The following is a 25,930-nucleotide window of genomic DNA, read 5'->3' as shown; positions in this document are numbered from 1 at the left end:
ATCTATGGATTGCCCAACTGCATTTAAGGGAATAAAAAGCAATAAGAATATCCAGATTATTGGACTACAGTAAACTGGATACACGGGGCAGCGAATATTATGCATAATGAAATTAAACGGGTGATCTGAAAATTATTCCGATGATTTTTTGTATTTATCCGTTAAGGATTCCGTTTCGGTAGCTGCGTATACCGAAATCCGGTAACCGCTTCGACAACTGAATTAACCTCCTCTTTGATCTTTTTGAAATTTGACAGCAGTATCTGTTCTTTTCTCTCTCCAAAATCATAGAATATGGGCAATTCTCTATAATGCTGCTCTTCCTGTTTTATCGCTCCAACATCAACATTTATCCGGCAGTTAACAGCTGAGGTCCTGAATTTTCCCGTAAATTTCTCTACTGCATCAGAAGCGACGAGTCCTACCATCTGGCCAGCAGGAAGTGCTGCGATTTTACCTGCAGGGATAAGAGGTTCGAGTTTTTCTGACAGGGATATGGAAGTTTTATTCCTGTCGATACTAAGGCTTTCGCTCTGCTGTTTTACTTTTCCAAAGATCCGTTCCAACCACTCAAGTGTATCTTTGTTCTGTACGCTTCCTGATAGAACGTTTCCCACGACTGAAGTAATCGTCGCGGATGTTTCTTTGCCATACTGCTGCTGGAACTGCTGTAAGCTCTGGATACCCAGGACTGTCGCCACAAGATTACTTCGTGCCTGGCTAAGGACCTGTTCTATACGGTATAAATATAAACTTGGAGCCTCATCAACGACTATTCCAACAGGAAGGTTTCCTTTGGAATTTACCAATTTTGTAACACGGTTCACGACAACTGATAAACATGCGGAATTGATGCTCTGGGTAGCGGGATCATTAGCCAAGATCAGTATTCCGGGATATTTGGGATTACTGACCTTTAATTCAAAGTCATCTCCCCCAAACACCCAGAACGTTTCTTTTGTCGCCAGCCTGCTGATAAAGATTTTTAATGTTCCGACCTGTCCCTCCAGCTGCTCAAAAGCACGAGCCTTATAAGCTGTCATAAAGGGAGACAGAAGCGAATTAAGTTCGTCGTTGCTAAAGAGCGTGTCAAAAACATCTTCATAGGACAGGTTCAAAAATGCCAGAACATGTGGCAAAGTTGAATAGCGTCCATTTTCATACTTACAAAAGAAGTAGATACAGGCCGTTAAGAAATTTACAGCAGATTGGGTAAAAAACTGGTCGCTTCCTCCACTTTTATCACCCTTTTTAAGGGCCTCTACCAAAGCCTCGGCAGTTTCGTTTGCATCAGCAAGGGTCTGCAAATATTCCGGCTTAAATGGATTTGCCCGGCGGCTTCTGGATGGGTCATTCAGGTTAATGACATGGAATTCATAATCCAGCATTTTTCCTTCCTGTTTGGCCAGCAGGTAATGATAGTAGGCAATCTTTCCAAGATCAGGATATTTTAGATCATAAATACACATAGTGAATGAATTGGCGATCATCTGCCTGATAATTGGCATAATGACCCCAAAACTTTTACCGCTTCCCGGAACTCCGCAGACCAAACAGCCCCTAAATAAGTTTTCCAGTGGAATATAGCCTTGATTAACCTTTCCCTTATAATAAAACAACATTGGAATATTGACAGAATAGGGTGTGATTTTCGCCCGGGTGGGCTGCATAAAGGATTCTTCCTCGATATTCCATTTATCTTTCCCTAATCTAGAGCTGATAATCTTTGAAATGTTGTCTAGTGCAACATGGATCAGGACAATCCCCAAAAGAGAGCTGAATACATAACCAAGATCATAATAATTCAGCCCATATAGAATCGGTTTCCCCTGGTGACCGTGCAGCCATACCGCAAGCGCAATTATTATGAATCCAAGCGTGAGGGGATAAACAATTTGGTTCTTGGGGTTTAGATCTTTCTTCTTTTTACTCAGGGTACCTATAGAAACCAATACGACCAAAAAGACAGTAAATAGCTTACTGGCCAGCAGCCCCGAATAAAAAGGCATCCTTGCCAACTTGGTTGCAAAAAGTAAATTTGTCTTGTTTAGAATCCCATATTCAAGGGATTTCTCAACATAAAGAAAGAGATAGAACTCTAGAAAAATGGAAAGATAAATGGCAAACTGGAAGAATCTATAAAGGCCCTGCTGCTCTTTTGTTTCTTCCATATTTTTATTGGTTATAGAGAATCGGCATTCAGAATATCCTGGTATTTGATTTTCAGGTCAATTGCCCTGCCCGATAGCTGTTTTTCAGTGAGACTTATCCGCAATATTTTACTGCCCGGAAATGTTACTTTTTTAAGAACATAAATATTCCGGTTCTTTTTCTTTAGAAGGCCGAATGGCTGAAATTGCCAGATGGGTTCTATCTCAACCGACTGGACATTTGTTGCCTTGGTGATTCTTTTATCTTCCACAAAAAAACGTAGCTGATCTGGCCTAAATGAAAGGTTCGTTTTATTGACAAATGAAAGATCAAGAAAAATGAAATCACCGATCGTTCTGATACCGTTCAGATAGATCCCTATTCCAAACTTCTCTTCCTTCCTCTTTGGACGGTTTCCGGATTGGGTTAAAAGAGTATAGGATAAGGACCTCATCTGACTCCTGCTTAGGTTGTTTTCCAAAGGCTCCAGCGGGACCGTAGATAAAGGATTTATTTCATAAAGGACGGGCGACTGTGCTTCAATGTCCTGACCAGATTTCAAGGCTCTGAACTGTGTCATGAAATTTTCTCCGACCACTGTAATGCTGCCGAGTTCTGTCCCTGAATCATCTAGATCCACGCTGTCCGGAACAATTTTAAGCCGAAGCAGATTATCAATAGGAAGATCTGCCGCTACTTTTTTTGAAGATATATCCACGTACTTGATCGGTTCCGGTGAAAGAATGTGAATTGTATTTCCTTTGGAAAACCTGATAGATTTAAGGTCGCCAAGTAAATGGTCACCTCCTGTCTGTGCCATTGTCGGGGTTACGGCGAACAGAAATATTGCCGATAAAAACAGAAATAGATTTCTCATAATTGAAAATGATGAATGATTATTTGTATTGTTTTTGATTTTCACGAAGTGCTTGTGGGTCTATCAGATAGACCAGCGTATTATATTTGATTTTCGCCCTGTTTTTTCTGATATACCTGGAAACTGCGGTAGTAGTTGACTGGAACATCCTTTGGATCACGCCCATAATAATCTGGTTCTGGTTTTCTCCTCCCTGTATTGAAATTCCTTGAGAAGAATTTGCGCCAAGTTCTTTGCTGAACTCCCTGAAAGCGGATGCGGGTACATAAAGGCCCTGAAGACCATCATTATCATACAGATCAAGTTTTACGGGCAGGATCTTATCTCCCTGCATAATTGAGGTAATGCTCAAAAGGACACGCTGGCCGGTAAATCCACTTATCATTGCGTATAAATAGGTGCCTTTGTGGATCAGATTACTTCCCACCGATAAATCATCCATGAGCCTGATCCGCAACCTGGAATCCACATAACCGGTCATATTCTCGTCAATTATGGCCTGAATAAAAGAATCGTTCGGATTGTCTCTTACCGTATTGAAAACGGACTGGGTATCGTCGGCCTTTCTGACTTTAAGCAATGGCATTTCAGCTTCCGCTTTTTTCGCCATTTCAATCCGCTGCCTCTCCTCTCTTGCTGCTCTTTCTTCCGGATCATTTGCCTTTGCCAGACTATCGGCAAATTCCATCTGCCGGCGGAACAGGAGCATCGGATCTTCTTCTTTCCGTTTTGGTTCTTTTCTGGATTCTGGATTGGATTTAGGGACAAGGGACCCCAGTACATGGTCCAGGTCTTCATTTCCATGCACAGCCTTTGGTGCATCAACTGAAATCAGCGATTCCTGTTTAAGCTTTTCCCTTATGGAATCTAACTTGCGTTTTTCTTTATCATTGTACATTTCATCAAAACGGAATCCATCTACTTTGTCTTCCTGCAATTGATTCACAGCAGTATAGCCATCTCCTCGTCGGTACATTTCCCGGTAAGCATTAAGCTTATCTGTTAAAGCTTTATTTTTCACCTCTGGGGAGACTTCCGAAATATGTTCTTTTAGCTGGGGCCCATTATCTTTTACAGCACTCTCTTTTGAAAATGCGGATTGGTAAACGTAAAAGAAAATACAGATAAAAGGCAGGGCGATAATCGGTATGATATATTTGGGCCTTTTTAAGTCTAATTTCATAATATAATTTGATTTTGAATTGAGAAATACTAAGCGGGTCTAGGGAAAAAATGCTGGATTAATCTTTGGTTATCGAATCCTTCGCATTATGGTTTTCCAGCGACAAAAGCCTATCCTTTATCTGGATAAGGATCATACTATCCTGTTTATCCAGGTGATCCTTTTTTGAAAGCCCTTCTAGGACAGCCTGGAGTTCAAGTACTTCTTTTAGATCGGAGATTGAACCAAATATATTTCCCATTCCATCCGCAATAGGCGCCGATAGTTTCGCATTTTTTTCCATTTTTACTTCCTTTTGCCTTGGCAGCATAAAAAAACAGCAGATTGAAATCACGACACATAACACCATGAACATGAAAACCTGTTTAGGATATGTACTCAATTTTGACCTTACAAATCTTCTAAGGTGGACTGTATATCTGGAAAATTCTTTGCCGATCTCTTTCCAGACACTACTTTCGGATTTATTAGAGGTTATTTTTCTGAACATAACTGAGGTCTTTGTTTTCCAATGTTTTCCATCTCGTTATCAGAACTGCGTGTGCGTTGTTGTCTGTCCTTATTTTAAGGTCCCTTAGGTATCCTTCTGTAATGAGACTTCGAACGACGGTTGAGCTCCGACGGTCTATTGTCTGTTTACCATAAAAGCGAAAATAATTTCCTTCAAGGTGGATCGAATCCGTCTGGACCGTTAGTACCGCACTGGAAGATAAGATAGAATTAAAAAATCCTTTCTCACGGAGGTTATTGTATTGTAAAGCACCTGATTCATCAATCAGATACATCGCCCGCTTCATCTGGTATTCTATAAATTTCTCGTCCGGTGTCAGGGTAAAAAAAAGACTATGGAATAAATTTATATGCGTTCGGTACTCGGCTGAACGGTTCATTTCAACACTGGTCTGCTGCGCGGCCAGGGGCACATTATTTATATCCAGTACATATACTGACTTTCTTGCGCTTTCCACTTGTTTAAAGGCAAAGAAGGAGACAATGGACACCAGCAGAAAGGCAGTTATTAAACTCCCGACGGCGATTAAGGTCGCCAGACGAATCTTTGATTCTATATTTTTGATAATCATGTTCTTTATTTAAGTTTAGAATTTTGCGATCACTCTTCTAGCGGTCCTGGCCATACCGGATGCCCCACGGCCCATTGTACCCGCGGCGGAGGTGATTCCAGAAGTGGAGACGATCCATGTACTGATACTTGGCACCGTGAGCATGGTAAGCCCGCCAATCAGGAAGGTAACTATGACGATCCCAAATGACATTATCCCATTTCCAGCTAGCCAGCCAAGTTTTTCCAGCCTATCACCTGAAGTCGATAATAATTCCTGATAACGGGTGATTTCGGCTTCAAGGGCATACTGCTGAAAAAGGCTGGCTATATGCATTACCAAATAGGCAATCCCAGAATATAGATTTACGGAAACAAAGCGTGCTATCCAGGTTCCGAAGGAATCCCTGAAAGCGGGAAGAATACTTATCGCAACGGAGAATGGCCCTAAAATGATCAGAATGGTCGAATAGAGTATCTGGATCATGAATATGATATAGACACAGATCCGAAGTACCCAGACTGCTAAAGTTTCCAGTGTATAGGTTGCCCACAATTGCAAATTGATCTGCATCCTGTTTCTTAGCTCCACAACATTGTTCCAGACGGAAGTAAATCCATCTTTCACGGTTGAGGTGACCGCATCCCATGCCTTTCCGTACCATGTATCCGCCTCGTTTTTTGCCACTTCGGTTTCCGCCTGGATCTGGGTCAAAGAATTGGCTATGTCATACATGAGTTTTGCACGTTGGAGCCGCAGGCTATTGACTTCGGTCTGTCCGCTATCAAAGAGGCTTTCCGTTTTGGCAGCGACAATATCCGTAGGATAAGCGATCACTCTTGTGAAAGCTCCCCACCAGATAATGACCATAACTAGTCCAAATGGCCTGAGTAAGGGCATAATCTCCATTTTTTTATCACCGGACATCATTTCATAGCTCTTAATAGCAAAAAATATGAGCATAAAAATTGCCGCAAGTGCCTGTGCATCCGTAATAAAAGTATCGTAATGGGTCCATATCGTATCTTTCATCCCTTTCAGGAAATGCATTACCCCTTCCTCATATACCCCATTTCCCTGCAGGAAAGTGAAAGTATCTTTAAATGAATCAGGCACCCCCACTGGAGATGCCTGTAAAAAAAATGTGTATGTCATAAAAAATTAATTTATCATCTGCTCTTATTTAGGAATTTGTCCGCAATTTCTATATCAGATTTTCCAGTATGTGGGAACGGCATGACCGGATCTATCTCCTTAATGGTAGACAGGTCACTTGATAGGGATAGAAATTTCAGGGCATTGCTTTTCTTGGATTCCCATCCCGATTCAAGAACTCTATATTCCGACAATAGACGATGATAGCCCATAATCCTGCTGCCTCTTTCAAGGTCTGCTGTTTTAAGGATTTCCAAACGTTCTATGAGTCCCGATCTTTCACTGGTATACCATTCATAAGTACCTTTATTTATCAGATATTCTTTTACCTCTGAACTGAGCCCTTGAAGGATTAGGGATTCATCCTTTTCTAGGGGGGCGAACTCATGTTTATAGTATAGCATCCAAAGTGGATCTGCGGCACTCACAACCCCTGAATAGTTGGTGAGTTCCTTTATAGCTGTATTTCGGATGGTATCGGACTGCTTTTTATAGGAATCATTGGTCTGCTGCATGGCCATCACCAGCCCCATTCGCACGGTTTGGGGCCCGGAACCTGAAAGGGGACGCCTGTCCAGCTTGGGATAATTGGGATGAAGGCCCCAGGTGAGCCAATACTGATAATTCAGTCCAAGAAAGCCAGAAGTCGGGGTAAATTTCTTTCGGTCCCATTGTTTATGTACCATACGCTCCTGCTGATTGACAATATGTTTATCTGTTTGGCGCTTGATCCGCTGGCCAATGACAGGTTTAGATCCAAGCAGTAAAATAACAACAGTTAATATTCTCCACATAATTCAATGTTTTACAGCTTCATAATTCCTTAATATCTCGTTTGCTTTTTGGATGTCCTTATTGACAAAATTTTTAAAAGGATTCACCGTTTTTAATAATCCATTTATTTTTGTCCAATAAACCGAACGTTCCATACTGAAAAGAAGCGCGCGCATCACCTTTAGTTCGATAATGATCTTCCGCAATAGAAAATCCCGTTTTTCATAATCCATTAAGACATTTTTGCCTTCCTTGAGAACAAAATCAGAAACTTCCGTAGCAAGATTTATCCCCCTTTCTTTTAGTTGCCTAGCTGTTCCTTCCGCTACTAAAAGCAGCCAGGGTTCTTCTTTTGAAATCTCGATAAGGCTATTGGACTGTTTAATAATTTCAGCTATCAGAGAAGAAACCTGTAACACGGATCTACTGGACTTCAAAGCATTGTTTACCTCCGTTAGAGACCTATGGATCACCTGCTGAACGATTACCAGGGAAGACAGGTTGAGATTGATGTCTTCAACATTTTGATTGATCTGCTTTAGCATACTGTTATGCGCCGATTCGGAGGCCAGCCTGACCGCACCGTTTTCATTTACGATTGCCAGATGTTTGGTATCTGAAATTATTGTCACATAACTTTGCCCATACAAAAAATCAAAACAGAAAATAATCAGTGTTATGAGATAATACTTCATGGTTTCTTTTCTAATTGTCTTAATATATTTTCTACAATTCTTCTGTCGGTGTTTATATACTCGCTAAATGGATTTAGACCATCCAGTATTTTCTTCTTTGTGGAGTAATAAAGGGCAGATGCCAGTGCCCTGGATACTCCTTCTATCTGTCGAAGTTCAGTCAGTATATGCGCATAAAGCAAACGGCGATCACTGGCTTTCATCTGGTTGAGTTCGCCAATTGTCAAAAACAGGCCGGCAATATATCGTCCCAATTGAACTGACCTATCTACGATTTCCTTTTCGCTATTTAAGGCCAGTGGAATAAATTCAGGATGGTCAGATGCGATACCTATTATTCTGTCCTGATGGGCAATAATCCGTTCAATGATCGGTCTGGATTCAATTCCCATACTCAGTCCCTGTAATGCCGTATGCAGGATACTGAACCTGTTCTGGATCTCCCGATACCGCTTTTTGAGCTTTGTCGTGCCTGAAGTATTTACCTGCTCATTTGCCGTGGTCACGCCCTGACGGTCACGTGCCCCTTTCTGCCGTTCATACTCATCCTTGCTGTGGTCTACCAGCTGGTGCAAAAGCTGTACATTCAGCTGGCAACTTGCAGTTTTGGATAAGCAAAGAATACAGAAACAAAAGATAATTCTCCATTTCATTGCATTATTTCTTTACAAGTCTAGAATTTCTGATTACATCATCCGCTATCTGTTTATCTATATTGATAAACCTCGCATAGGGATTTAAGGAATTGAGAACTCCCCGTTGTTTTGCCCAATACATATTACGGTGCATTCCATAAGCTACACCTCTGAGAATGGTCATTTCCGTCTGTATCCGGTTGAGTAATTTTGCCCGTTCACCAGAGTCCATCAGATTATCCTTCCCATCTTTGAGTACAAAAGCCCCTACCTCTGTGGCAAGGTTTGTCGCCCTGTTCTTAAATTCCCTTGCACCGGCTTCGGCAAAAAGTAAAAGCACAGGATTCCCCTTTGCAAGTACCATTGCTTTTTCAACATCCTCAATAATATCGACGGTAATTCCAGCAATCTCTTTTATGCTCAGCAGCGATCTGACCACAGAAGAGACCTCGGAGAGTCCTTTATAAATTTTATCCTGTAGATCATTGACGATCTGCAACTGCCCGGTAACAGCAAGCTGGCCCCGCTGGATCAGTGTCAGGTTATCGTTGACATGATCCAATTGCCTATTCATCACCGAGGCATGCGCTCCCGTTGCCGCTGCTACTGCCGGATCGGTATAGATCTGTGCTTTCACTGACAAGCTTGGCAATAAGATCAGCAAAATCATAATTAGTCTATTCATTGGCCATAAGATTTAAAGTTTGAATTCCCTTTCTGTTAACTTCCCCAACAAAATCGTTCAGGGCTTTGCCAGAATATTCCAGATCTTTGACGAATGCGGTAAGGCCATCTTTATAATTTCCAAAATGGTCCGCATAGATTTTTACGGCACTTTTTTCTGGTTTTTCGGTGGTAAATGCGAGATACTGAAATAAGGATACTTCCACGCCATATACTTCGCCCACCGTCCCCCTTCGGATGTAGACTTCCTTAAAACGAGACCTGTCTTCTTTATTCTGTAATTTATTTATGGTAAAGATCTTCCGTCTTTCTACATCGGTAATGGATAGCAGTTTTGCTATTTCATCATAATTGGACTGAAATTTAGACTGGTCAAGTAAACATATTGTATCCGAATTTGCCAGAATGCTGTCCTTGACTATTGGATTGCCTAAAATATCCCCTAGTTCTTGCGTAACGACCACGATTTCACCATAAAATTTTCTTACCGTTTTATACAGGTAAACTATGTAACCAGCCATTAAGGGGCTTGCAATGGCCTTCCATGCTTCTTCGATCACTAAGGCTTTACGTTGGAATGTCCGATGCCTCATTTTCTGTAGGAATAGATCCATAATAACCAGCGTAACGATAGGAAAAAGGGTCTTGTTCTCCTTCAGATTGTCGATTTCGAACACCACAAACCTCTCTTCAAATAGGGAGGAATCAGCACTTTTATTGAGAACGGTACCAAATTCCTGTCCGGTAAAGAATTTCTTCAATACATACCTGTATTCATCCAGATCAAACTTTAAGGATTCATCGTCCATTATATCCTTGATCTTGTCAACGGAATACACATAAAAAGAGTCGAAATTTAATTCGTCAGGACGCCCAGGGCTTTGCGGACCGGGATCGAGGTAAAAATATTCATAATAATAGGAGGATATAACGTTTGATAAAAGCGTGTCCTCTACCTGAGACAGTTTTCCGCCGGCTCCCTTCCAGAGCAGCGCTACCAAGGTTTTTAAGAAATCCTTTTTCTCTAGGTTAAACTCTTCCTGAGTCAGGGCAAAAGGATTCATGGATATCGGGTTTTCCTCAGTATAGGTCAGGTAAGTTCCGCCTAGAAAAGTACAGAGGCCCTGATAGGAATCGCCGGTATCGACGATGACAATATCCATGTTATACCTATAATACTGTTCCAGAAGCGCATTCATGAAGAAAGATTTTCCTGTACCGCTAGGCCCCAGCGCAAATTTCGAACGGTTGGAAATACGGTTTGTACTCAGGTCAGCAGGATCAAATGCCAATGGTATCCCCTGTCGGTCTGTAAACCGGATCAGAAAATCCGTTTTTTCATCGCAGGGCAGTGATTCCTTAAAGAAATAACAGAGCGCCGCATCTACCGGAGTCAAAAACCAGTCATAAACCTGTAGTTCCACGGCATTACCGGGTAATGAAGACCTGAATAATTCGAACTGGTTGTAAGCATTTCTGTTCGGAATAATCCCCTGCTGAAATAGGGACGATTCAATAAAATTCGATGCCCTTTCCAGCAGTTCAGAATCGCAGCCGATCAAAATCGAAAAGTGTGTATTAACGAGCAACTGATTGTCTTTTGCCACATCGGCCAATAAATTATCAATATCTTCAACATAGAGCTGATTGGCCGGATCGGGCATATTGGAATGTCTTTTCCTTTTAAGTTCCAGTTTGTTCAGTGTAAACTGCTGAGCTGGAATTTCAATCACCTGATTATAGATCATGACCTTATAATCTGGCACCCTGTGCAGAAAAAATAAATTGTCAACGGGAAAATCCATCAAGCCGTTTGTTTCATTCCGTATCGCATATGCACTGATCGTATCCGGCAATTCAACAATATCCGTATCTATGAGACTAATGCATCTGATGGATCTTTTCCCCAGATTTATCTGATTGTCCCGACACTGATAATTATCCAATACAGTTTCCGTACCCTCAAAATCAAATGAAAGTATCCTGTAATAAAGACGATTGATTTCTGTTTTTCCAAGAACCCTTGGATGAAGACCTGCACCACTTAATACCTCAATTACTTTACCAAGATCCCTTATAAATTTATGGAGCATCTTCTCATCGAAAGTATAGAATGTGCCTTTCTTTACCTGTTTGGTAAAGGTGATGTAGCTTCTGATTTCGGTAAATTCCCGACCGCTAAAATGTTCCTGATATTTTTGTTCCAAAAACACTTCCGATGGAACTGGTCGATACTTTCTACGGATAAATACATCCTGCTTTTGGATTATATGTCCTTCCCCAAAAAGTTTGACCACACTGGAGAGGGCATGGTGATAGGCGGAATACTTGGTTTCATCGGCATCAAATTGGATGACCGGATTGGTAATACCAAGGATAATTGAATAGTCCCCCTTATCCCCAAAGAGGATCGGGAAACCCATAAATTCATCAATGCCCGCAAAAGGTAGATTAAAGGCATGCTTACTTTGCTTTTTCATTTCTGAACAGTGTTTTGGAAGGATGGATAATAATTCCGTTGTGACGGGTTTTGTCGAATAGCCCCTTTTTCTGCTTACTGATCGTATACACCATTCCCAGAGTCATGAACACGAGGATGCCCAGACAGCCAAGTATCATGTTGGTAAATGCGCCAATAAGACCTCCGCAGAGCATGCCGCCCATGATGGATATGACAGCGTAATAGATAAACTTCCCTTTAAAACCCCTGTAAATAAGGGGCTTTTGGAGCCCCTTATAAAATTGATAGTTTTTCTGGATCATACGCCGAAAAATGCCTTGATGACCACACTGACCAGAATGAGAAATAGACAGGAACCGCCCCACGACATCAGTTCTTTCGAGATATCCTGGTCTCCGCTGTTCCATTTGATATAGACCCTGATTCCCCCTATCAGCCCGACGACAGCCCCGATACTCAGTATCAATGTCGATATGGGATCGACATAGGTATTTAACGACGATGTGGCGGCGTCAATACCAACTGTTCCTCCTTGGGCGAAGGAACGTTCCGCAAAAAGGCAGATTGCGGATAAAACAAGTAACTTGCTTGCTTTTACTCTCATAAGAAATAGGAATTAAAAAAGTGAATGGAAAAAAGATTGGCGTTTTAGCTGATTCCATAGAGTGCTTTTAGGGATGCACTCAGTAGGGAAAGAAAAAGGCAGGAGAGAAACCAGGCCATGACCTGGGCATCAATATGATGGTCTTTTCCGCTCTGCCAGTTGTAGAAGATCCGAACCCCACCTAGCAGGCCACAGATAGCCCCAAGAACCAGGGCGAAGTCGGAAAAATTAAAATACCAGCCCCTGATCTCGGAGCTGACCTGCCTGAATTCGGACAGGCCCGGCTGTGCGATTAGGTTGTGGACAAAAAAAAAGACGGCAATTGCCGTCCATATCGTTTTCTTTTTGTTCATTATTGATTAATAAGCAATTGCTTTAGTATATTCGATCAGGTCATTTTGAGCAAGGGAGAACAATTCTTTGATGGATACGCCACCAGAACTTTCTATCGGGCCACTTGTGATTGCACCTGCATTTTCGAAGCTGTCGTCCAGAATATCTTCCTCCGATAGGTCCACCTTCGTGGAGGAATGAAATTCAGGAAATAAGATTTCACCATTTCTTGCGTTTTTAGGTTCATTACCCGGCTTATTATTGCGATAAAAATCATACATGAGGTTCAGTCCGTAGTATCCAAGGTAAAGGGTGGAGAGATAGAGTGTAAATTGAATCCAGTTCATAGTTCGAGATTTTTTAGGGTTTCTTTGATATGATTTGAAATTTGGGGATGTTTTTGGAGGAAGTATTGAAGGGAATAGGAAATGATCTTGTTCATGTCAATTCCTTGGGTAACCTTGAGCTGTTTGAGAAGAAATATGGTTTTATCGTCGAGCCTGATCAGCAGCTTTTCTTTTCCGATCAGTTTATGGACCCTTATTTCCTCAACGATAGGATCTAATGTGTTATTTTGGATAGATTTCTTTTTCGGGACTGTTTTGCCTGTTCCTTCATTATTATCTTTCCTAATGGTTTCCCTCAGTTCATCCGCTAGCGTTTTAATATTCATGGGCATTAGTCACTTTTAAGAAAATGGTCATAGATATGGGAAAGCAACGGATAAGATACCGGACGGATCGTTTCGGGGGTATGCACGGTAGAGACCCGTTGAAAATCTATCCTGTCCGAAATCTCCGAAAGGACTATTCCAAAATTTCGTAGGACCTTCTGGACCTGTTCTTTGGTTTCGTATTTTACATTTGTCTTGATCCTGTTGGGGATAAAAAGAACCTGTGCCCGGCTGTTCAGTTTTTTGACGACCATTGAAAAGAGCACCGTTGAATCGACTGAAAATTCGTCATACGCAAATGGGCACAGAAAAAGGTCGGCAGAAGTGAAAATTGGAACGAGGCCATCATCATCCATCTTTCCGGGAAGATCAATTAAAATGATGTCCTTCGGAGATTTTAGAAGTCTCTTCTTCATTAATGGAAAATTTTCAAGCGCGGCGGGAACAATTTCATAAAAAGGGTCATTTTCCAATATTTTAGCTTTTTGCGATTTCGCAAATAGGGACTGTTGATAATCCATATCAAGAATGGTCAGGGGCTGACGTTTCTCTATTGCCAAAAAATTGGCGAGCAGAAGCGCAAGCGTACTTTTACCGCATCCTCCCTTCTGGTTTCCGATAAGTACAAGCATAATGTTAGAGTTTGGTCAATAATGTTTTTGCTAACGTGTATTGGTGCGGGATTTTCTTTTACGTCTCCGATTTCTTCCATGAATTGCCTCATCATCGACGTCATCCCGGATGTCGATCTGAAAATCAGGTACAGGAAAACTGTCATTTTCCGGTATGTCATCGAGGACATTTGAATTTTCAGTGCTAAATGATTTATTAGCCGGCGAGGTAAAACCATCTCTCTCGGAATCTTCCGACCTGACAGGTTTTAGCGTTTTATCACTAATATTTGCGGAGATAAATTCTGAAAGTGGCATCAGGTCACCACCCTTATATATGGACCTGCACGCATGGTCAATTACCGTATATCCATAAGGAGGTTTTCCGGCTTTTCCATGAAAATGGATCTGAATACCAAATTTTGATTTGAACAGTTCTGCCAAATCGGATGTGTAACCAACATCAAAAGTTCTTTCCCCACCGGGGTTTTCCTGATACAAAGTTCTCACAGATGGATCATGCGCCAATTTATAGCGGTGGAAAATTGCTCGAATCCGGGATAATCTATCAAGGTCTTTCTGAAACTGTCCGATCTTATTGTCAATAACATCTAGGGGTACTTCACCAAGATTTTTACCGAATTTGGAAACCTGATAATTTCCCGCATTAAGCGTAATGCTGTAACCCTGATTTTCCAATATCATCATAAACTGTGCCCGTGTGGAAAAGCTGTATTGAAGGGCATTTTGTATAGATTTCGAAGCTTCGATTTTTTCGTCGTTTCCCATCACCCGGTTGAGGACCTCATAGGAACGAAGTTTCTCAAAGCTATCGCTGATTTTTTTCCCGTCCCTGCCGACACGTGTTGAGACGATATGGATATGATTATTTTTAGTATCCTTGTGAAATATCAGCAAATAGGGTTGGTTTTCATACCCCATTCCTTTTAACCACTTCTCAGCGATTTCTGTTAGTTCTTCTTTACTATGGCTGCGGCCCTTACATGAAATCGCAACATGAAATTGTGGGTTCTTTATTTTTTTGCTCGCACTGGTCTGTAGCTCCAGATAGTTGATATAATCAGATGGGCGTAAGCTGGTCATGGCTCCAAGCGCACCGAAATTTGCCGCTTTTACAAGTTCACCTTTATCCTGCTGGATCTTGTCCGTATTATAACGGACACCGCCAAAACTTTTAGCAGAAGATAATATTTTAACAATCATCGCTGCCCTTTGATCAACCGCATTAGATTTCTGAATTCCTGTTCAATCTGCCGCTGATATTTAATATAATCAGCAATCAGGGATGGAAACCGTGATAGTTCACCGGGTTCCAGGCGGCCCTGCAGTTTCAACGTATTGATATGCCGGGCCAGCTGATTGATATTATTCCCTGATCTTCCTAGCTCAGAACCAAGCGTGTCGAGCATCTGGAGTATGGTTTTAGAATCGACCAATATCTTGGACGAATGGGACAAAACCTTATTTCGGACAATCTCCGACCGGTTCAGACCCGTGGACTTTTCAAGGGAAAGGAACTGTGCCTTTTCGGCTTTTGTCAACCGAAGTTCGAACCTATAGATCCTATTATCCTTGGTTGATTCAGCTCTGGAAGCTTTCTTATTTCGCATAATGTTGTTGTTTTAGGTGCTTACGGATTCTATCGCCTTAAAAATCTCATAGGCCACCTGGGGACTATGGCAGTTTCGTAGGCTCTCAAGCTTTGCTGCTGCCAGACAGAAAAGGAGATTCCATCCATTTCACTGGAAATCCCATTAACTCCGCCAAAAAACGGGGGCTCACAAGGCCAATGTTCCCTCAAGGGAATTTTGTACCTAAAACTGGTCTTTGCTGGGCAGCACCTAATGGATTCTTTTCACAGGAAAAAACATTCTCCCATCCCATCCAGGAAGCAGCCAGATCAAAGCCACCTATTCCCGTAAATAGGCTGCCGTGTTTTTTAACATGATGTTGGGATTAGATATAGAAAAATGGAGTTGCGACATTTTTCCTTCCCTGATATGGATCAGCCCAGCGGGAAGATCTATTTCAGGGCAAGTTCGTTTTTGTGGGTACATGATTTGAGCAGCAAATCTGTACGTACAAAAACACAACTTGCTCAAAACAAAACAAAAAACTATTTGAGTGGAGTATCACTACGAAATCCATTCAAAACTTTGAATTGAATCAAGTATTAGCGCTCTTCAGGAGTAAGCCGAGAATTAAAACAAAGATTGACGTTAGGGCAACCTATGATATACAAATATTTAATTTAGACAGACAAAATTTATATTCACTGAGGTACCCTGTCAAATATTGGAATATGCAGATATAAAGATTAACTACTATTTTTATATTTCTATGTTCGTATAATGGTCTAGATACATAAAGGGGGAAAGAATAGAACATATATTCAAATATTTAAATAATCGCTATCCGATATATTTTGAAAAACAAATAGCTAGCCGGTTGTACATCCCGATAGTCATATATACAGAAATATAAATATTTGCATATAAAAACAGCTATCTATTTATACGACTATAGCCGTTTCTCAATAAGTGTATTAACATTTCATTATAATCTTTAAAACCAGTATATATATTGGACCGATCATTGGCAAAAGGATAAGACTCTTTTATTAATGATGTACAATGTTTTCCGACTTCATCGTTATCTAGATAAAGATCGATCTTATTAAATTCACGCATGGCTTCAATAGCACGATTTACCAAAGAAACTGAGTTAAGAACAATTATGGTAGGTGAAATTTCTTTTTTTTTAAATTTCAGCCAGCTTAAAAAATCGAAATAACCTTCAAACAAGACTAGATGATCAGGCGCTCCACGAATTATTGAAATATCTTTATTACCGATACTTGCTTTAAAACCCTTAGGGCTTGAAATTTCCCAATGCCCTTTTTCATTCCTCCATCCAAGTGTATAAAACAATTGAGAAGGATTGTTAAAAGCTTTATTTTTATAATAAACCTCCCTAAGCAACCCCGAGGCAACAGATTCCACACCACGTTTCTGTAGGTAACTGGAAAGCACATAATTTCTACCGAGCTGTTGACTATGGGAAAATTCTAGGATACTATCAATCTCCTTATTCGTAGACTTAAAAGAATCAAAAAGCGGGATTTTAGCTTTTTGAAAATGTTCAAAGGTAAATTGAATCTTTTGCAAAACTTCGAAATAGGAATGATTCGGCCAGTATGCTCTTGCCAATTGCACTATTCCGCCCCCTTGAATTCCTGTTTGATTAGAACCACCATGATCCATCCATTTTCCTCCTTCATCCCATACAGTTAAGGATGGAGTATTTTTCCCTGTTTCCCTTAGCATACTGTGATAAAAAAATTCCCTGCCAGATTTTTTGACAGGAAAATAGCCTAACCTTCCAAGAAAATCAACAATTGATCGATCTTCGAGATCTTGACGCAAAATGTAATTTGACATTTAAACAAATTGATTTAAAGAGGTTGAATGATACAATTTTGTAGGGTACTTTGTATTTGCAGTTTAGCTTCCTCATATCCTTCCCTTTTCTCATCAATATAGAAGGTTATATTTTTATACTTACTCACTCTTTTAATTGCCGCAGAAAGAAATTGCGGATAATTAAGTACTAAAATAGACGAATAAAGTGCATATAATTTATCCCTATTTTTCAGATAATCTGTAAACTCTTGAAAGATGGTGATATTTCTAGTTGAAGCTTGAAAAATACTCATTCCTTTAGAACCAATGCAGGATTTAAAGTTTTTAGCGTAAACTTCCCAACCACCGTTTTCATTAGGCCATCCCGCCGCACAAAAATCTCTTCTTTTTCCTTTTTCATCCCTTACGTAATAATGCACCTCTACTAAATTTGAATCCGCTATTTCCCATAAGCCTGCTTCCTGAAGAAACGCGGAGACTTCACTTGTTATACCTAATTGCCGGATGCGCTCAATCTGATAATGCGGCAATTTTACTGGCCTTCTTTTCCTTCTTGGTTTCTCATTCACGGGAAACATGTAATGAAATTCCTTTTTTTCAGAAAATGAACTTAGCTTTTCATGCAATGCATGAACTTCCAAATTCGGCCAATAAAGTTTTCCAAAATCAATTATATTACCACCTTTTCCTATTGATTTATCAAACCATACATCTAATGCATGGTCCAACTTAAAGCTTTTTGGTTTTAAACTGTTAGAGATAAAAATATTTGAATAAAAACTTTCTTTTTCATTTGATTCCACTGGGCTAAAACCCAAGTGATTCAATAGTGATTTGATGGAAATAATTTCTTCTCCTGATTTTAATCCATCTGATACGACTGTATTTAATTTCATAACTATATATGTCTTTTATAAAAACTTCATGGCTAATTTCGCCTTGTATAGGATTTCAATTTCGATTCTGTCGATACGCCATGCAGCAGAATGGTTACCGTCTTTCCTTGGAGTAATTAATCCTTGGACAATCCATTGTTCTACATTATTTCGTCCGAATCGTCTGAATGCTTCTGATTTTTTTAGATATGGTTTAATTTTTCCAACTTTTGCCAAAGCTTTAAGTGCTCCAAGCTCTGAGGCATCAGCTAAAAGCATTTGGAGTTGATGAGATGTAAGTAAAATATTCATTGGTTAATGGAATGCTTGACAAGTAATTTGGATATATGGATATTCCGTATTAAATAAGTCAAGTGTTAAATTGGTCGGGACTACTCACGTCAATCTGTACAGATCGGGCCATTTGCCTGCCTATGCGTTCTCGAAAAACAATTTTGGAAAATGTTTTTCTTCGCATAATTTCCTTTTTAGTAAGGATAATGCTTCATCCCCGAATGTCAAAGAACAAGAACGCCTACCTCACGGCACGCTTAATTACCTTTCTGCTACTTGCAGATAGGTAATTCGGTTATTGGAATTAGAGATAGATTCCAACTCCGCAGGGTCAAACAAAATCTGGGAAGTTTGAACTGATATAGGGCGTAGGATACCTTCAAGTATCCATCTATCAATGTTACACCGACCGTACAGGCGGTAAGCCTGGGTCTTGTTGATAGATGTAGGCGCTGCAGCAGTTGCTAATAATGCTTTCGATGCACCATTTTCGGTTGCTTGCTTCATAAAAAAAAACAGTTCCCTTGTTTTCATAAATTCCCATGGGTTTATTGTCCCAATGGTTGCAAAGCACGAAAAATGAGATAGACGGAAACAGTGAAAGGGGGTGAAAAGAAACCTTTCACCCCCTTCAATAAAAATTAGTTCAGAGCCAGTAAATGTTGTTTTATCGCTATTTAATAATTGTTAAGTTCCAGCAAAAAAAACACTACTTTTGGAAAATTTAGCTGGTAATCAATGGCAATATTTAAAGAATGTTTATATTTAACATGGTGATTTCTATTGGTCAATTTGCGGCTAATACTTCTTAAAATTTTTGCACTATGACTACGCAGACAACAGACCTATCTACATTGGTTATTGATCGTGAATTTTTAGACCGGTCATATAATTTGGGAATTATAACTGTAGAAGATATCATGAAAATCAATCTTCCAAAATTGCGTAAAAAAGAGTACTTTACTTATTTGTGGTATTTTAACTTACTTGCCTTATTAGAAGCAAATGGACTATTGGATGAATTTGAGGAAAAACATCTATGAGTCTTTAAAATTTGAAGTGTTATAATGTTCATTTAACCAATTCACCATGCCTATTAATTGACTTTTCATTTTTTTCGCCGTGGCAAATTCCACATCTGAAGATTTTTTCTGCAAGCTTTCCGCCGAAATAAAACTGGTATGTGGCGTTCTAAAATGCTTTGCATAATAATTGAAGGTTTTACCAATATCTTCACGAGGAATAATTCCCTGTTCCATAAACAGCCTGATAAAAAGCCCCATTTGTGGAACAGAAAGATTTAACATCGCTTTCTCATTGTCCTGCCATAATTTTGAATCCAAAATTTCATTCCTTCTTAATTCCAGTCTTTCTTTCAGACTCTCTTTCTTTTCTTTATAAAAAGTTTTCAATTGTTGCCGGATGGATTCATCTTCAAAAGTAAGTCGAACAAAACGTTTCTGTGGAATAATATTTAATCGCTCTTCCAAACTTATTATGTTTTCCATTTGACTATGTAGACTCGTATTTTCAACCGTTTCATTTAAGCATTTTTTTGCACAATAATTAAAGAACTTAGGAGTATTAAAATCATATTGAATTAGAATATCTTCCATCTTTTCTGTCGAAAGGTCATCCAAATCCAAAAATTCTCCCAAAATCATCAGCGCATATTTTAGTTCACCCCTTTTAATTTCTTTCCTATCTATAACGTTTCGGAGCGCTGCTAATACCAGTTTGATTAGATCATTATTTATAGAAAAACCATATATCCTTGATTTCAAAATATCAAGATTTTTCTTAAACAAATCTTTGCCTACAAAAGAAGAGTATTTTGTCAAAGGTAGATTTCGAAGTAATTTCTCATTCAGACTTTCGCAATCATCTAATAAGGATTCTATAACAGATAATATCTGCAGATAAATTCTTTTTAATGAACTTCTTCTTTCGATTGGTATTTTCGATTTTATAATATTAATCAAATGGTTATAAATCTTATTACTAGTCAAAATAAGCTGAGATAGCGCGATCTTAGCTTTCTTTGCAGACGCTCCCATTATTTCTGTAAAACTCGACAGAAAATAAATCATATTTGCTTTTAGGAATTCTAAAAACTCTGTCACAGAAGTATATAAATGGTTTGAATACTCCAAAGGGCAAAATACCTGTTCAATTTTATATAACCATTTACTGGTGGACCAATTGGAATATCTTGTCGTATTCAAAACAATTCGTTTAAAATAGTATCACCCCCTTTAACCAATTTCTACATTAGGTTCATGATCATCTCTGGCTTTTAGTCTTATTTCCCTTGATGTATTTAGGTATCCTGTAATTACATTATCTTCAATCCACTTATCAAAATACTTGTATTTGCCTTTTTCACCTCTATTAAGTTCTATTTCCGAGAGGTAGACGTGTTTAGCCGTGATCCCGGTTATATGATTAAGTGAAACAGCAAAACTACGATGTATCTGAGCAAACTTTGATTTTGGTAATCTCGTCAGGATATCTCCAAAAGATTCATTAACCTCTATAAATGTTTTATCATCTAGCCATATCCAACTTTGTTCATTTTTAGCCTCAATACAGATTATATCGTCAAATTGCAATCTTTGTCTCTCTTTACCTCGCCGTCCATAAAAGAAACAATTGTTCTTTTCATCAAGGTCGTTAAGTCCAAGCCCCATGAGTTTTGTTTTGACATTTTTAATCGCCCTCCAGTAACGGTCCATTTCAAACGGTTTTAAAAAATAATCGGCTACACCATAAAGGAACATTTTATCACCAACGTGCCCATTTGTACTGCATACAACAACCTGCATGTTAGCAATGCCGGGATTGCGAAGTTTCAAATCTTCCAGTTGAGGTAAAATATCCAGACCGCTGATAACGGGCATTTCTATATCCAGAAATAATACATCGAGTTTAAGCGTTCTTAATGCCATCAATGTCTCCTTAGGATTAGTTGATGAAAATACACATTCAAAGTTAACTGTCAGATCAACATATTCTTTAAGCTCTTCTACCATTTCCGGATCATCATCCAAAATGCCTACTCTGATCTTCTTGAGTCTCTTCTCCTGTTTTAATAATCTCTTTATCGTTTCCATTACTATATTGTATTTCAATATTTAGGTTAAACATTCCATCTACTAATTCTTCCGTTAAAGAAAAATCATCCTTATATTCCAAACGTAATAACTTCCTAAGTTGTCCCAAGCCAGTGCCTCCCTCTTTATAAATCCAAGCGGATACAGGAGCTATTTTATTGCTACAATTAATCGAAAGCTGATTTTCGAATGTTGAGACAGACATAATAGCGGTTTTGGTACTATCGCCAAAATCACCGTGCTTAACCATATTTTTATACAAGCTTAATAACATCATTGGGATTACTGGTAAGCAATAATCTTCAATATTCAGTTGAAGTTTTACATGCTTTTCGTTATATAGATGCATGATTAATCTTAAATATTTTATCTCGTCTTCGAGATTACCTAAGAAGCTTTTTCTAAAATTTAATTTTCGGACTGCATATCCTTCAATCTTTAATAAGGCATCTACTCTAGTAATAGCTGATGGCGATTTTCTTGTCAGTCTAATAAAACTTTGGGTTAGGTTGCCTATGAAGTGGGAAATCCAATCCTGGAAAACTTGACTCTTTAAAGCGCCTTGAGAGTTTAACCGCACTAACCCTAAATGTGTAAAGATCCCTTCAGTTAGGTTAAATAAAATTTCAAAAATTAAAATAAAAACACCTTTAAGAGCAAAAGTGAAGTAGAATGTTAAAATATCTATACCGAAATCAACGAATCTAAAAATTTGAGGGTTTTTGAGCACCTTTCTACTCAGCTCTGTCGGAAATTGATATAATGTCAGATATGTAACATAGGAAGCCAATAAAAAATACAAAATTGCTTTAATTGTTTCACTTAGATCGATTTTCTTAAATAACAACCTACGCAACCAATTTCTATTTGTGTAACTGATTGACAATATAACTGGTATCAATCCAATCATAACATAGAAATGTCCCCAGCCAAACTTATATATGTTTACTACAATTACCCATAAAAAATAAATAATCCAAAACGCAAAATGAATACGTCTTGACAAAGGTTTAAGAAGGTTCTGCTTTATCATGACAAGTTTAGGCAAAAAATAAAACTTCTATTAATTTCAGCAACTATAAAATTAATAAAAAAAACATTTTATAAATATGAAGAGATTTTCACATGTTATATACAAAGCATATTTAATCAACAGCAAGCAACACCTTAAACTTTTTGGAAATTATATCAAATTCATTTTCTTTGATCAGGACCGAACGACCTGTTGTAATATCAAAAAGCATCTCCTTATCCTGAACATGCAATGGTAACCAGATTGCCGAATCTCTATTGGTTTTATCATTAAACACTTCGCTTTTTTCGAAAATAGTAGGTAAATATTCCCACTGAATAAGTTCTTCAATAGATAAGCAATGCATGAGACTAAAAATATTTTGAAAAGCACTTTGGTAATCAGCTTTATTCTTGATAATCTCATTTTGTATAAATCGGAATTTAATCTTTTCATTAAAGAATGAGAGAATTAAAGCATTGATCGGTGTATTGGTCCAATGACTTAATGCTGCTATACCTTCCCTTAAATTTACAGTAGATCCATAAAGTTTAACAGATTGCCATCCTTTCGCATTTCCATCTACACCAATTTGTCCATCGATAAAAATTACAACCTGATAACCTTTCAAAATTGCGTCCTTCAATCTCAATAAAGGATTTCCCACATCAGATTTTATAAATAATAATTCACTCTCGTCAGCTTCCCTACCAAACGAAAGTTGATATTGCTTTTTGTAAATATTCTTTTGCTCTTCAAATACATCTGAACGAAGCAAGATTGCAACTTTATATTCCATAATTATCAACACTCTGACAATAATTGCATAAGGTCCAATATGCATGCAGGCCCAGATACGAACTTCTTTATTTTTAAATGGCCATTTATTTAAAAGATCATTTAATAAATCTGTGTCATTTTGAAATCGAGTTTGTTGTGACCATTCTAGATAGACTTTCAGTAATTTTATAATTGAATCATAATTATTAATGAGCTTCCATTGGTATAGTAGAGAAACACATTTTAAACTTCTATACCAAATTTCAGAGCGAAAACATAATTTCATATAGGGTGGTTTTAAAGCTTTACTAAGACTTTTGTTAATGAATCCGTATTTTTTAAATAAATTAAAATGCTAGAAAGGGTGTCCGGATCACCCTTGGTATTTTACAGATAGTATAGACTACATTTTTCCTCTGCAGAATCGATCATGAACTTTATTGTTTCCGAATTGGAAAATGTATAGAGCGCCTGGTCCGCCAATCGCTGCATATCATAAAAAAGCTGTTCCATTATCTTTATCATCTTTTTTGTTCCACAATAGCACCAAACTTGCCTTGCTTGGTCACTTTGCTTTGGGTCCCTAAAGCATGTGATCACAGAGCTAATTTGAAAGAAAAAGGAGACAATAGATTCATTTTTGAATACTTAGGTTCAGCCAACCTGTGAAACCAATATTTATGATATCTTCAAAAATTCACAGTGTCCAAAAACCGATTCACCTGCTCATAGAACCCTTCCACATTTATTTTTTGTCATAAAAATATTTTTTTGTACACTCACAACCTTAATTAAATATCCAGTAAATCAGAGTGTTAGCCAAAACCTCGTTAAATTATTAATATATGGAAAGGAGCTATGATTTCACTTTACCTCAGGATTACAAACTTGTTGATTCATTAAAGCATACAGTAGCATATCCTATTCGAAATGCTCAAGTACGGAATTGGGAATCGAGGAATAACTGTATTTGTGAGCAAACATTTGACGGCCGCTATGGCTATCTCTATTATTACGAATTTTGGATGGACTATGAGGAAACGATTCCAATATTTACGGAATTTGGTGATTTACATCTTAACTATACACTACTTAGTGATATTCCTTTAAAACAAATGCATCATGGGCAAGATTTCGTTATGGACTTTGTAGAAGAACGAGGTGTTTATCTTTATTTAGCCAAAGGAGAATATTCCTTAACTGTTCCTAAAGGACACCATATTTTAGTTGGTTTCATCTTGGATGCGGGTATTTTTAGACCTCCTGCCAATCGTAATTTTGACTTTTTACATCATTTAGTGATTGCTAAAAAAGAACAATCATCAAAATCAGCAAAAAGTATTACTTTCAGAGTGGGCGATATTACGAAAAAGCAATTGTGTCTTCTTTTCAGCAAGCTTAATCCTAATATTCTCGACAATGAACATATGCTATTGAAACATTTGATTTTCCTGATACAACTTAGCCGTTTTAAAGTATTAAAGGAAAAACAAACATATTTAAGTCGAATTGATCAGGCACGCTATTTATTAGAGATTAACATTTTGCATCAAGGCGCAAAAGCAAAACTATCAGATATTGCACATATCCTATCTGTCAGTAGGAACTATCTCAATAAAGAGCATAAAAAAAATTATGGATGTAAATTTCATGATTACCGCAACCAAATTCTATTGGAGCATATCGCAACTGTTATTGTCGGAAATGAGAAACTAGCAACAACTGCTGAAGAATGTGGTTTTAGCACTGTTTCAGAAATGAATAATTTTATAAAAAAAAGAACGAATCTCACAGCGTTAAATTTCAAATTAAAACAATAGCCGTTTCATTTCGAAGATTCAAATCCTCAAATCCATTATTCTAATCAATTATTTAACCACCAGTTACTTTTCTACCAATCTATAGTACCCTTTCTCCCTAACGCTCAGCTATGTTTTGAAGTAATTTAGCATTGTAGAATTTAATAAGCAATCAACTAATAAAGACGATGAAAAAAAGAGAAAAATATATACGGCATGAGGGGACTACAGCATTAGCTGCACCTGGACAAAAAGCTAGTAGAAAAAAATGGAAAATCTTCATGGAGATCTATGTACTGAGTGCTTTAGTCATGCTAATCTTATTGTTTTTCCTTACAGGTCTTGGTAAAATATCTAATCATTCTGCTTTTATCACTCAGCTAAGTAAACAACCACTTCCGACATGGTCTACACCTGTCCTTGGCTATGTATTGCCTGTATCGGAGCTGGGAACGGTAACCCTGATGTGTATTCCTAAACTACGTTTTTGGGGTTTAGGATTAGCCGTTCTGCTGATGGCAACCTATACATTATATGCCTATTTGGCTTTCATTGAAATCTATGGCTATGTGCCTTGTGCCTGTGGTAAAGTATTTGAGAAATTGAGCTGGAAACAGCATTTCATTTTCAATCTTGCTATTACTCTACTTGGCGCCTCAGCATTGATAATCGAATACAAATTAGAAAGGAGATTAAAAAACTATGCATAAGCACTTC

The 25,930-nt window shown here is 38.5% G+C and carries 31 protein-coding genes; 3 read left to right on the top strand and 28 right to left on the bottom strand.

Features of this window, described 5'->3' with window-relative positions; genetic code table 11:
- Nucleotides 1-161: 161 nt before the first annotated feature.
- From B3E92_RS14785 to B3E92_RS14675, 23 genes are all read right to left on the bottom strand, one after another.
- Entirely contained in the window at nucleotides 162-2,171 is a 2,010-nt protein-coding gene (locus B3E92_RS14785) for a type IV secretion system DNA-binding domain-containing protein (protein ID WP_286897432.1), read from the bottom strand.
- Nucleotides 2,172-2,182: 11 nt separating this feature from the next.
- On the bottom strand, nucleotides 2,183-3,028 hold the full coding sequence (gene traN / locus B3E92_RS14780; protein ID WP_286897430.1) for a conjugative transposon protein TraN: 846 nt from the start codon (nucleotides 3,026-3,028) through the stop codon (nucleotides 2,183-2,185).
- 19 nt (nucleotides 3,029-3,047) lie between these two features.
- Nucleotides 3,048-4,211, bottom strand: coding sequence for a conjugative transposon protein TraM (locus B3E92_RS14775; RefSeq protein WP_286897429.1), 1,164 nt, complete (start codon nucleotides 4,209-4,211; stop codon nucleotides 3,048-3,050).
- A 58-nt stretch (nucleotides 4,212-4,269) separates the two neighbouring features.
- A complete protein-coding gene (locus tag B3E92_RS14770; RefSeq protein WP_286897428.1) occupies nucleotides 4,270-4,494 on the bottom strand; it encodes a hypothetical protein in 225 nt (74 codons plus the stop codon).
- Nucleotides 4,495-4,678: 184 nt separating this feature from the next.
- The gene (gene traK / locus B3E92_RS14765; RefSeq protein ID WP_165308865.1) at nucleotides 4,679-5,293 is read right to left on the bottom strand and encodes a conjugative transposon protein TraK; all 615 of its coding nucleotides are present in this window, start codon (nucleotides 5,291-5,293) and stop codon (nucleotides 4,679-4,681) included.
- A 15-nt stretch (nucleotides 5,294-5,308) separates the two neighbouring features.
- A complete protein-coding gene (locus B3E92_RS14760) occupies nucleotides 5,309-6,427 on the bottom strand; it encodes a plasmid transfer protein (RefSeq protein ID WP_286897427.1) in 1,119 nt (372 codons plus the stop codon).
- Between the two features lie 14 nt (nucleotides 6,428-6,441).
- Entirely contained in the window at nucleotides 6,442-7,221 is a 780-nt protein-coding gene (locus tag B3E92_RS14755; protein WP_286897426.1) for a hypothetical protein, read from the bottom strand.
- Nucleotides 7,222-7,224: 3 nt separating this feature from the next.
- Nucleotides 7,225-7,896: a hypothetical protein gene (locus B3E92_RS14750; protein WP_286897425.1), complete on the bottom strand. Its 672-nt coding sequence runs from the start codon at nucleotides 7,894-7,896 to the stop codon at nucleotides 7,225-7,227.
- A complete protein-coding gene (locus B3E92_RS14745) occupies nucleotides 7,893-8,549 on the bottom strand; it encodes a hypothetical protein (protein WP_286897423.1) in 657 nt (218 codons plus the stop codon). Before B3E92_RS14745 ends, B3E92_RS14750 begins: the two co-directional genes overlap by 4 nt.
- 4 nt (nucleotides 8,550-8,553) lie before the next feature.
- Nucleotides 8,554-9,216, bottom strand: coding sequence for a hypothetical protein (locus B3E92_RS14740; RefSeq protein ID WP_286897421.1), 663 nt, complete (start codon nucleotides 9,214-9,216; stop codon nucleotides 8,554-8,556).
- Nucleotides 9,209-11,695, bottom strand: a complete 2,487-nt coding sequence (locus B3E92_RS14735; protein WP_286897419.1) for a TraG family conjugative transposon ATPase — start codon at nucleotides 11,693-11,695, stop codon at nucleotides 9,209-9,211. The genes B3E92_RS14740 and B3E92_RS14735 overlap by 8 nt, the downstream gene beginning before the upstream one ends.
- A complete protein-coding gene (locus B3E92_RS14730; protein ID WP_088162661.1) occupies nucleotides 11,679-11,978 on the bottom strand; it encodes a DUF4133 domain-containing protein in 300 nt (99 codons plus the stop codon). Before B3E92_RS14730 ends, B3E92_RS14735 begins: the two co-directional genes overlap by 17 nt.
- Nucleotides 11,975-12,280 (bottom strand): DUF4134 domain-containing protein, encoded by a 306-nt coding sequence (locus B3E92_RS14725; protein WP_286897417.1) that lies wholly within the window; start codon nucleotides 12,278-12,280, stop codon nucleotides 11,975-11,977. Before B3E92_RS14725 ends, B3E92_RS14730 begins: the two co-directional genes overlap by 4 nt.
- A gap of 44 nt (nucleotides 12,281-12,324) precedes the next feature.
- Complete coding sequence (locus B3E92_RS14720; protein ID WP_286897415.1) at nucleotides 12,325-12,633, bottom strand: DUF4134 family protein; 309 nt, start codon at nucleotides 12,631-12,633, stop codon at nucleotides 12,325-12,327.
- Between the two features lie 6 nt (nucleotides 12,634-12,639).
- Nucleotides 12,640-12,960, bottom strand: coding sequence for a hypothetical protein (locus B3E92_RS14715; RefSeq protein WP_286897413.1), 321 nt, complete (start codon nucleotides 12,958-12,960; stop codon nucleotides 12,640-12,642).
- Nucleotides 12,957-13,286 (bottom strand): hypothetical protein, encoded by a 330-nt coding sequence (locus tag B3E92_RS14710; protein WP_286897411.1) that lies wholly within the window; start codon nucleotides 13,284-13,286, stop codon nucleotides 12,957-12,959. Before B3E92_RS14710 ends, B3E92_RS14715 begins: the two co-directional genes overlap by 4 nt.
- Nucleotides 13,287-13,291: 5 nt before the next feature.
- Nucleotides 13,292-13,918, bottom strand: a complete 627-nt coding sequence (locus B3E92_RS14705) for a division plane positioning ATPase MipZ (protein ID WP_286897410.1) — start codon at nucleotides 13,916-13,918, stop codon at nucleotides 13,292-13,294.
- Between the two features lie 30 nt (nucleotides 13,919-13,948).
- Nucleotides 13,949-15,121, bottom strand: a complete 1,173-nt coding sequence (locus B3E92_RS14700; protein WP_286897408.1) for a relaxase/mobilization nuclease domain-containing protein — start codon at nucleotides 15,119-15,121, stop codon at nucleotides 13,949-13,951.
- The gene (locus B3E92_RS14695) at nucleotides 15,118-15,528 is read right to left on the bottom strand and encodes a plasmid mobilization protein (protein ID WP_286897406.1); all 411 of its coding nucleotides are present in this window, start codon (nucleotides 15,526-15,528) and stop codon (nucleotides 15,118-15,120) included. The genes B3E92_RS14700 and B3E92_RS14695 overlap by 4 nt, the downstream gene beginning before the upstream one ends.
- An 894-nt stretch (nucleotides 15,529-16,422) precedes the next feature.
- Nucleotides 16,423-17,358 carry a toprim domain-containing protein gene (locus tag B3E92_RS14690; protein ID WP_286897404.1) on the bottom strand — a complete coding sequence of 312 codons (936 nt, stop codon included), beginning with the start codon at nucleotides 17,356-17,358 and terminating at the stop codon, nucleotides 16,423-16,425.
- A gap of 14 nt (nucleotides 17,359-17,372) precedes the next feature.
- Complete coding sequence (locus B3E92_RS14685; protein ID WP_286897402.1) at nucleotides 17,373-18,236, bottom strand: hypothetical protein; 864 nt, start codon at nucleotides 18,234-18,236, stop codon at nucleotides 17,373-17,375.
- A gap of 15 nt (nucleotides 18,237-18,251) precedes the next feature.
- Nucleotides 18,252-18,527, bottom strand: a complete 276-nt coding sequence (locus tag B3E92_RS14680) for a hypothetical protein (RefSeq protein ID WP_286897400.1) — start codon at nucleotides 18,525-18,527, stop codon at nucleotides 18,252-18,254.
- Between the two features lie 243 nt (nucleotides 18,528-18,770).
- Nucleotides 18,771-19,043 carry a hypothetical protein gene (locus B3E92_RS14675; protein WP_286897398.1) on the bottom strand — a complete coding sequence of 91 codons (273 nt, stop codon included), beginning with the start codon at nucleotides 19,041-19,043 and terminating at the stop codon, nucleotides 18,771-18,773.
- Between the two features lie 290 nt (nucleotides 19,044-19,333).
- Here B3E92_RS14675 and B3E92_RS14670 point away from each other — a divergent pair, with 290 nt between their 5' ends.
- Nucleotides 19,334-19,552 carry a hypothetical protein gene (locus B3E92_RS14670; RefSeq protein WP_286897396.1) on the top strand — a complete coding sequence of 73 codons (219 nt, stop codon included), beginning with the start codon at nucleotides 19,334-19,336 and terminating at the stop codon, nucleotides 19,550-19,552.
- On the opposite strand, the gene B3E92_RS14665 is transcribed toward B3E92_RS14670, so the two are convergent.
- The 5 genes from B3E92_RS14665 to B3E92_RS14645 form a co-directional block, all read right to left on the bottom strand.
- The gene (locus B3E92_RS14665; RefSeq protein WP_286897395.1) at nucleotides 19,547-20,734 is read right to left on the bottom strand and encodes a hypothetical protein; all 1,188 of its coding nucleotides are present in this window, start codon (nucleotides 20,732-20,734) and stop codon (nucleotides 19,547-19,549) included. The genes B3E92_RS14670 and B3E92_RS14665 overlap by 6 nt on opposite strands.
- Before the next feature lie 30 nt (nucleotides 20,735-20,764).
- Nucleotides 20,765-21,622 carry a LytR/AlgR family response regulator transcription factor gene (locus B3E92_RS14660; protein ID WP_286897393.1) on the bottom strand — a complete coding sequence of 286 codons (858 nt, stop codon included), beginning with the start codon at nucleotides 21,620-21,622 and terminating at the stop codon, nucleotides 20,765-20,767.
- Nucleotides 21,552-22,655, bottom strand: a complete 1,104-nt coding sequence (locus tag B3E92_RS14655; protein WP_286897392.1) for a hypothetical protein — start codon at nucleotides 22,653-22,655, stop codon at nucleotides 21,552-21,554. The genes B3E92_RS14660 and B3E92_RS14655 overlap by 71 nt, the downstream gene beginning before the upstream one ends.
- A 112-nt stretch (nucleotides 22,656-22,767) precedes the next feature.
- Nucleotides 22,768-23,700: a hypothetical protein gene (locus B3E92_RS14650; RefSeq protein WP_286897391.1), complete on the bottom strand. Its 933-nt coding sequence runs from the start codon at nucleotides 23,698-23,700 to the stop codon at nucleotides 22,768-22,770.
- A gap of 101 nt (nucleotides 23,701-23,801) precedes the next feature.
- Nucleotides 23,802-23,939 (bottom strand): hypothetical protein, encoded by a 138-nt coding sequence (locus B3E92_RS14645; protein WP_286897389.1) that lies wholly within the window; start codon nucleotides 23,937-23,939, stop codon nucleotides 23,802-23,804.
- Nucleotides 23,940-24,259: 320 nt separating this feature from the next.
- Between B3E92_RS14645 and B3E92_RS14640 the strand changes: the two genes are divergently transcribed.
- Both B3E92_RS14640 and B3E92_RS14635 read left to right on the top strand, forming a co-directional pair.
- Nucleotides 24,260-25,234, top strand: a complete 975-nt coding sequence (locus B3E92_RS14640; RefSeq protein ID WP_286897388.1) for a helix-turn-helix transcriptional regulator — start codon at nucleotides 24,260-24,262, stop codon at nucleotides 25,232-25,234.
- Nucleotides 25,235-25,401: 167 nt separating this feature from the next.
- Entirely contained in the window at nucleotides 25,402-25,923 is a 522-nt protein-coding gene (locus tag B3E92_RS14635) for a MauE/DoxX family redox-associated membrane protein (protein ID WP_286897387.1), read from the top strand.
- Nucleotides 25,924-25,930: the final 7 nt, after the last annotated feature.

The organism is Sphingobacterium sp. UBA6317 (assembly GCF_002440385.1).
Lineage (GTDB): Bacteria > Bacteroidota > Bacteroidia > Sphingobacteriales > Sphingobacteriaceae > Sphingobacterium > Sphingobacterium multivorum.
The sequence above is the reverse complement of the archived record's forward strand: the minus strand, read 5'-3'. Positions and strand labels throughout refer to the sequence as shown.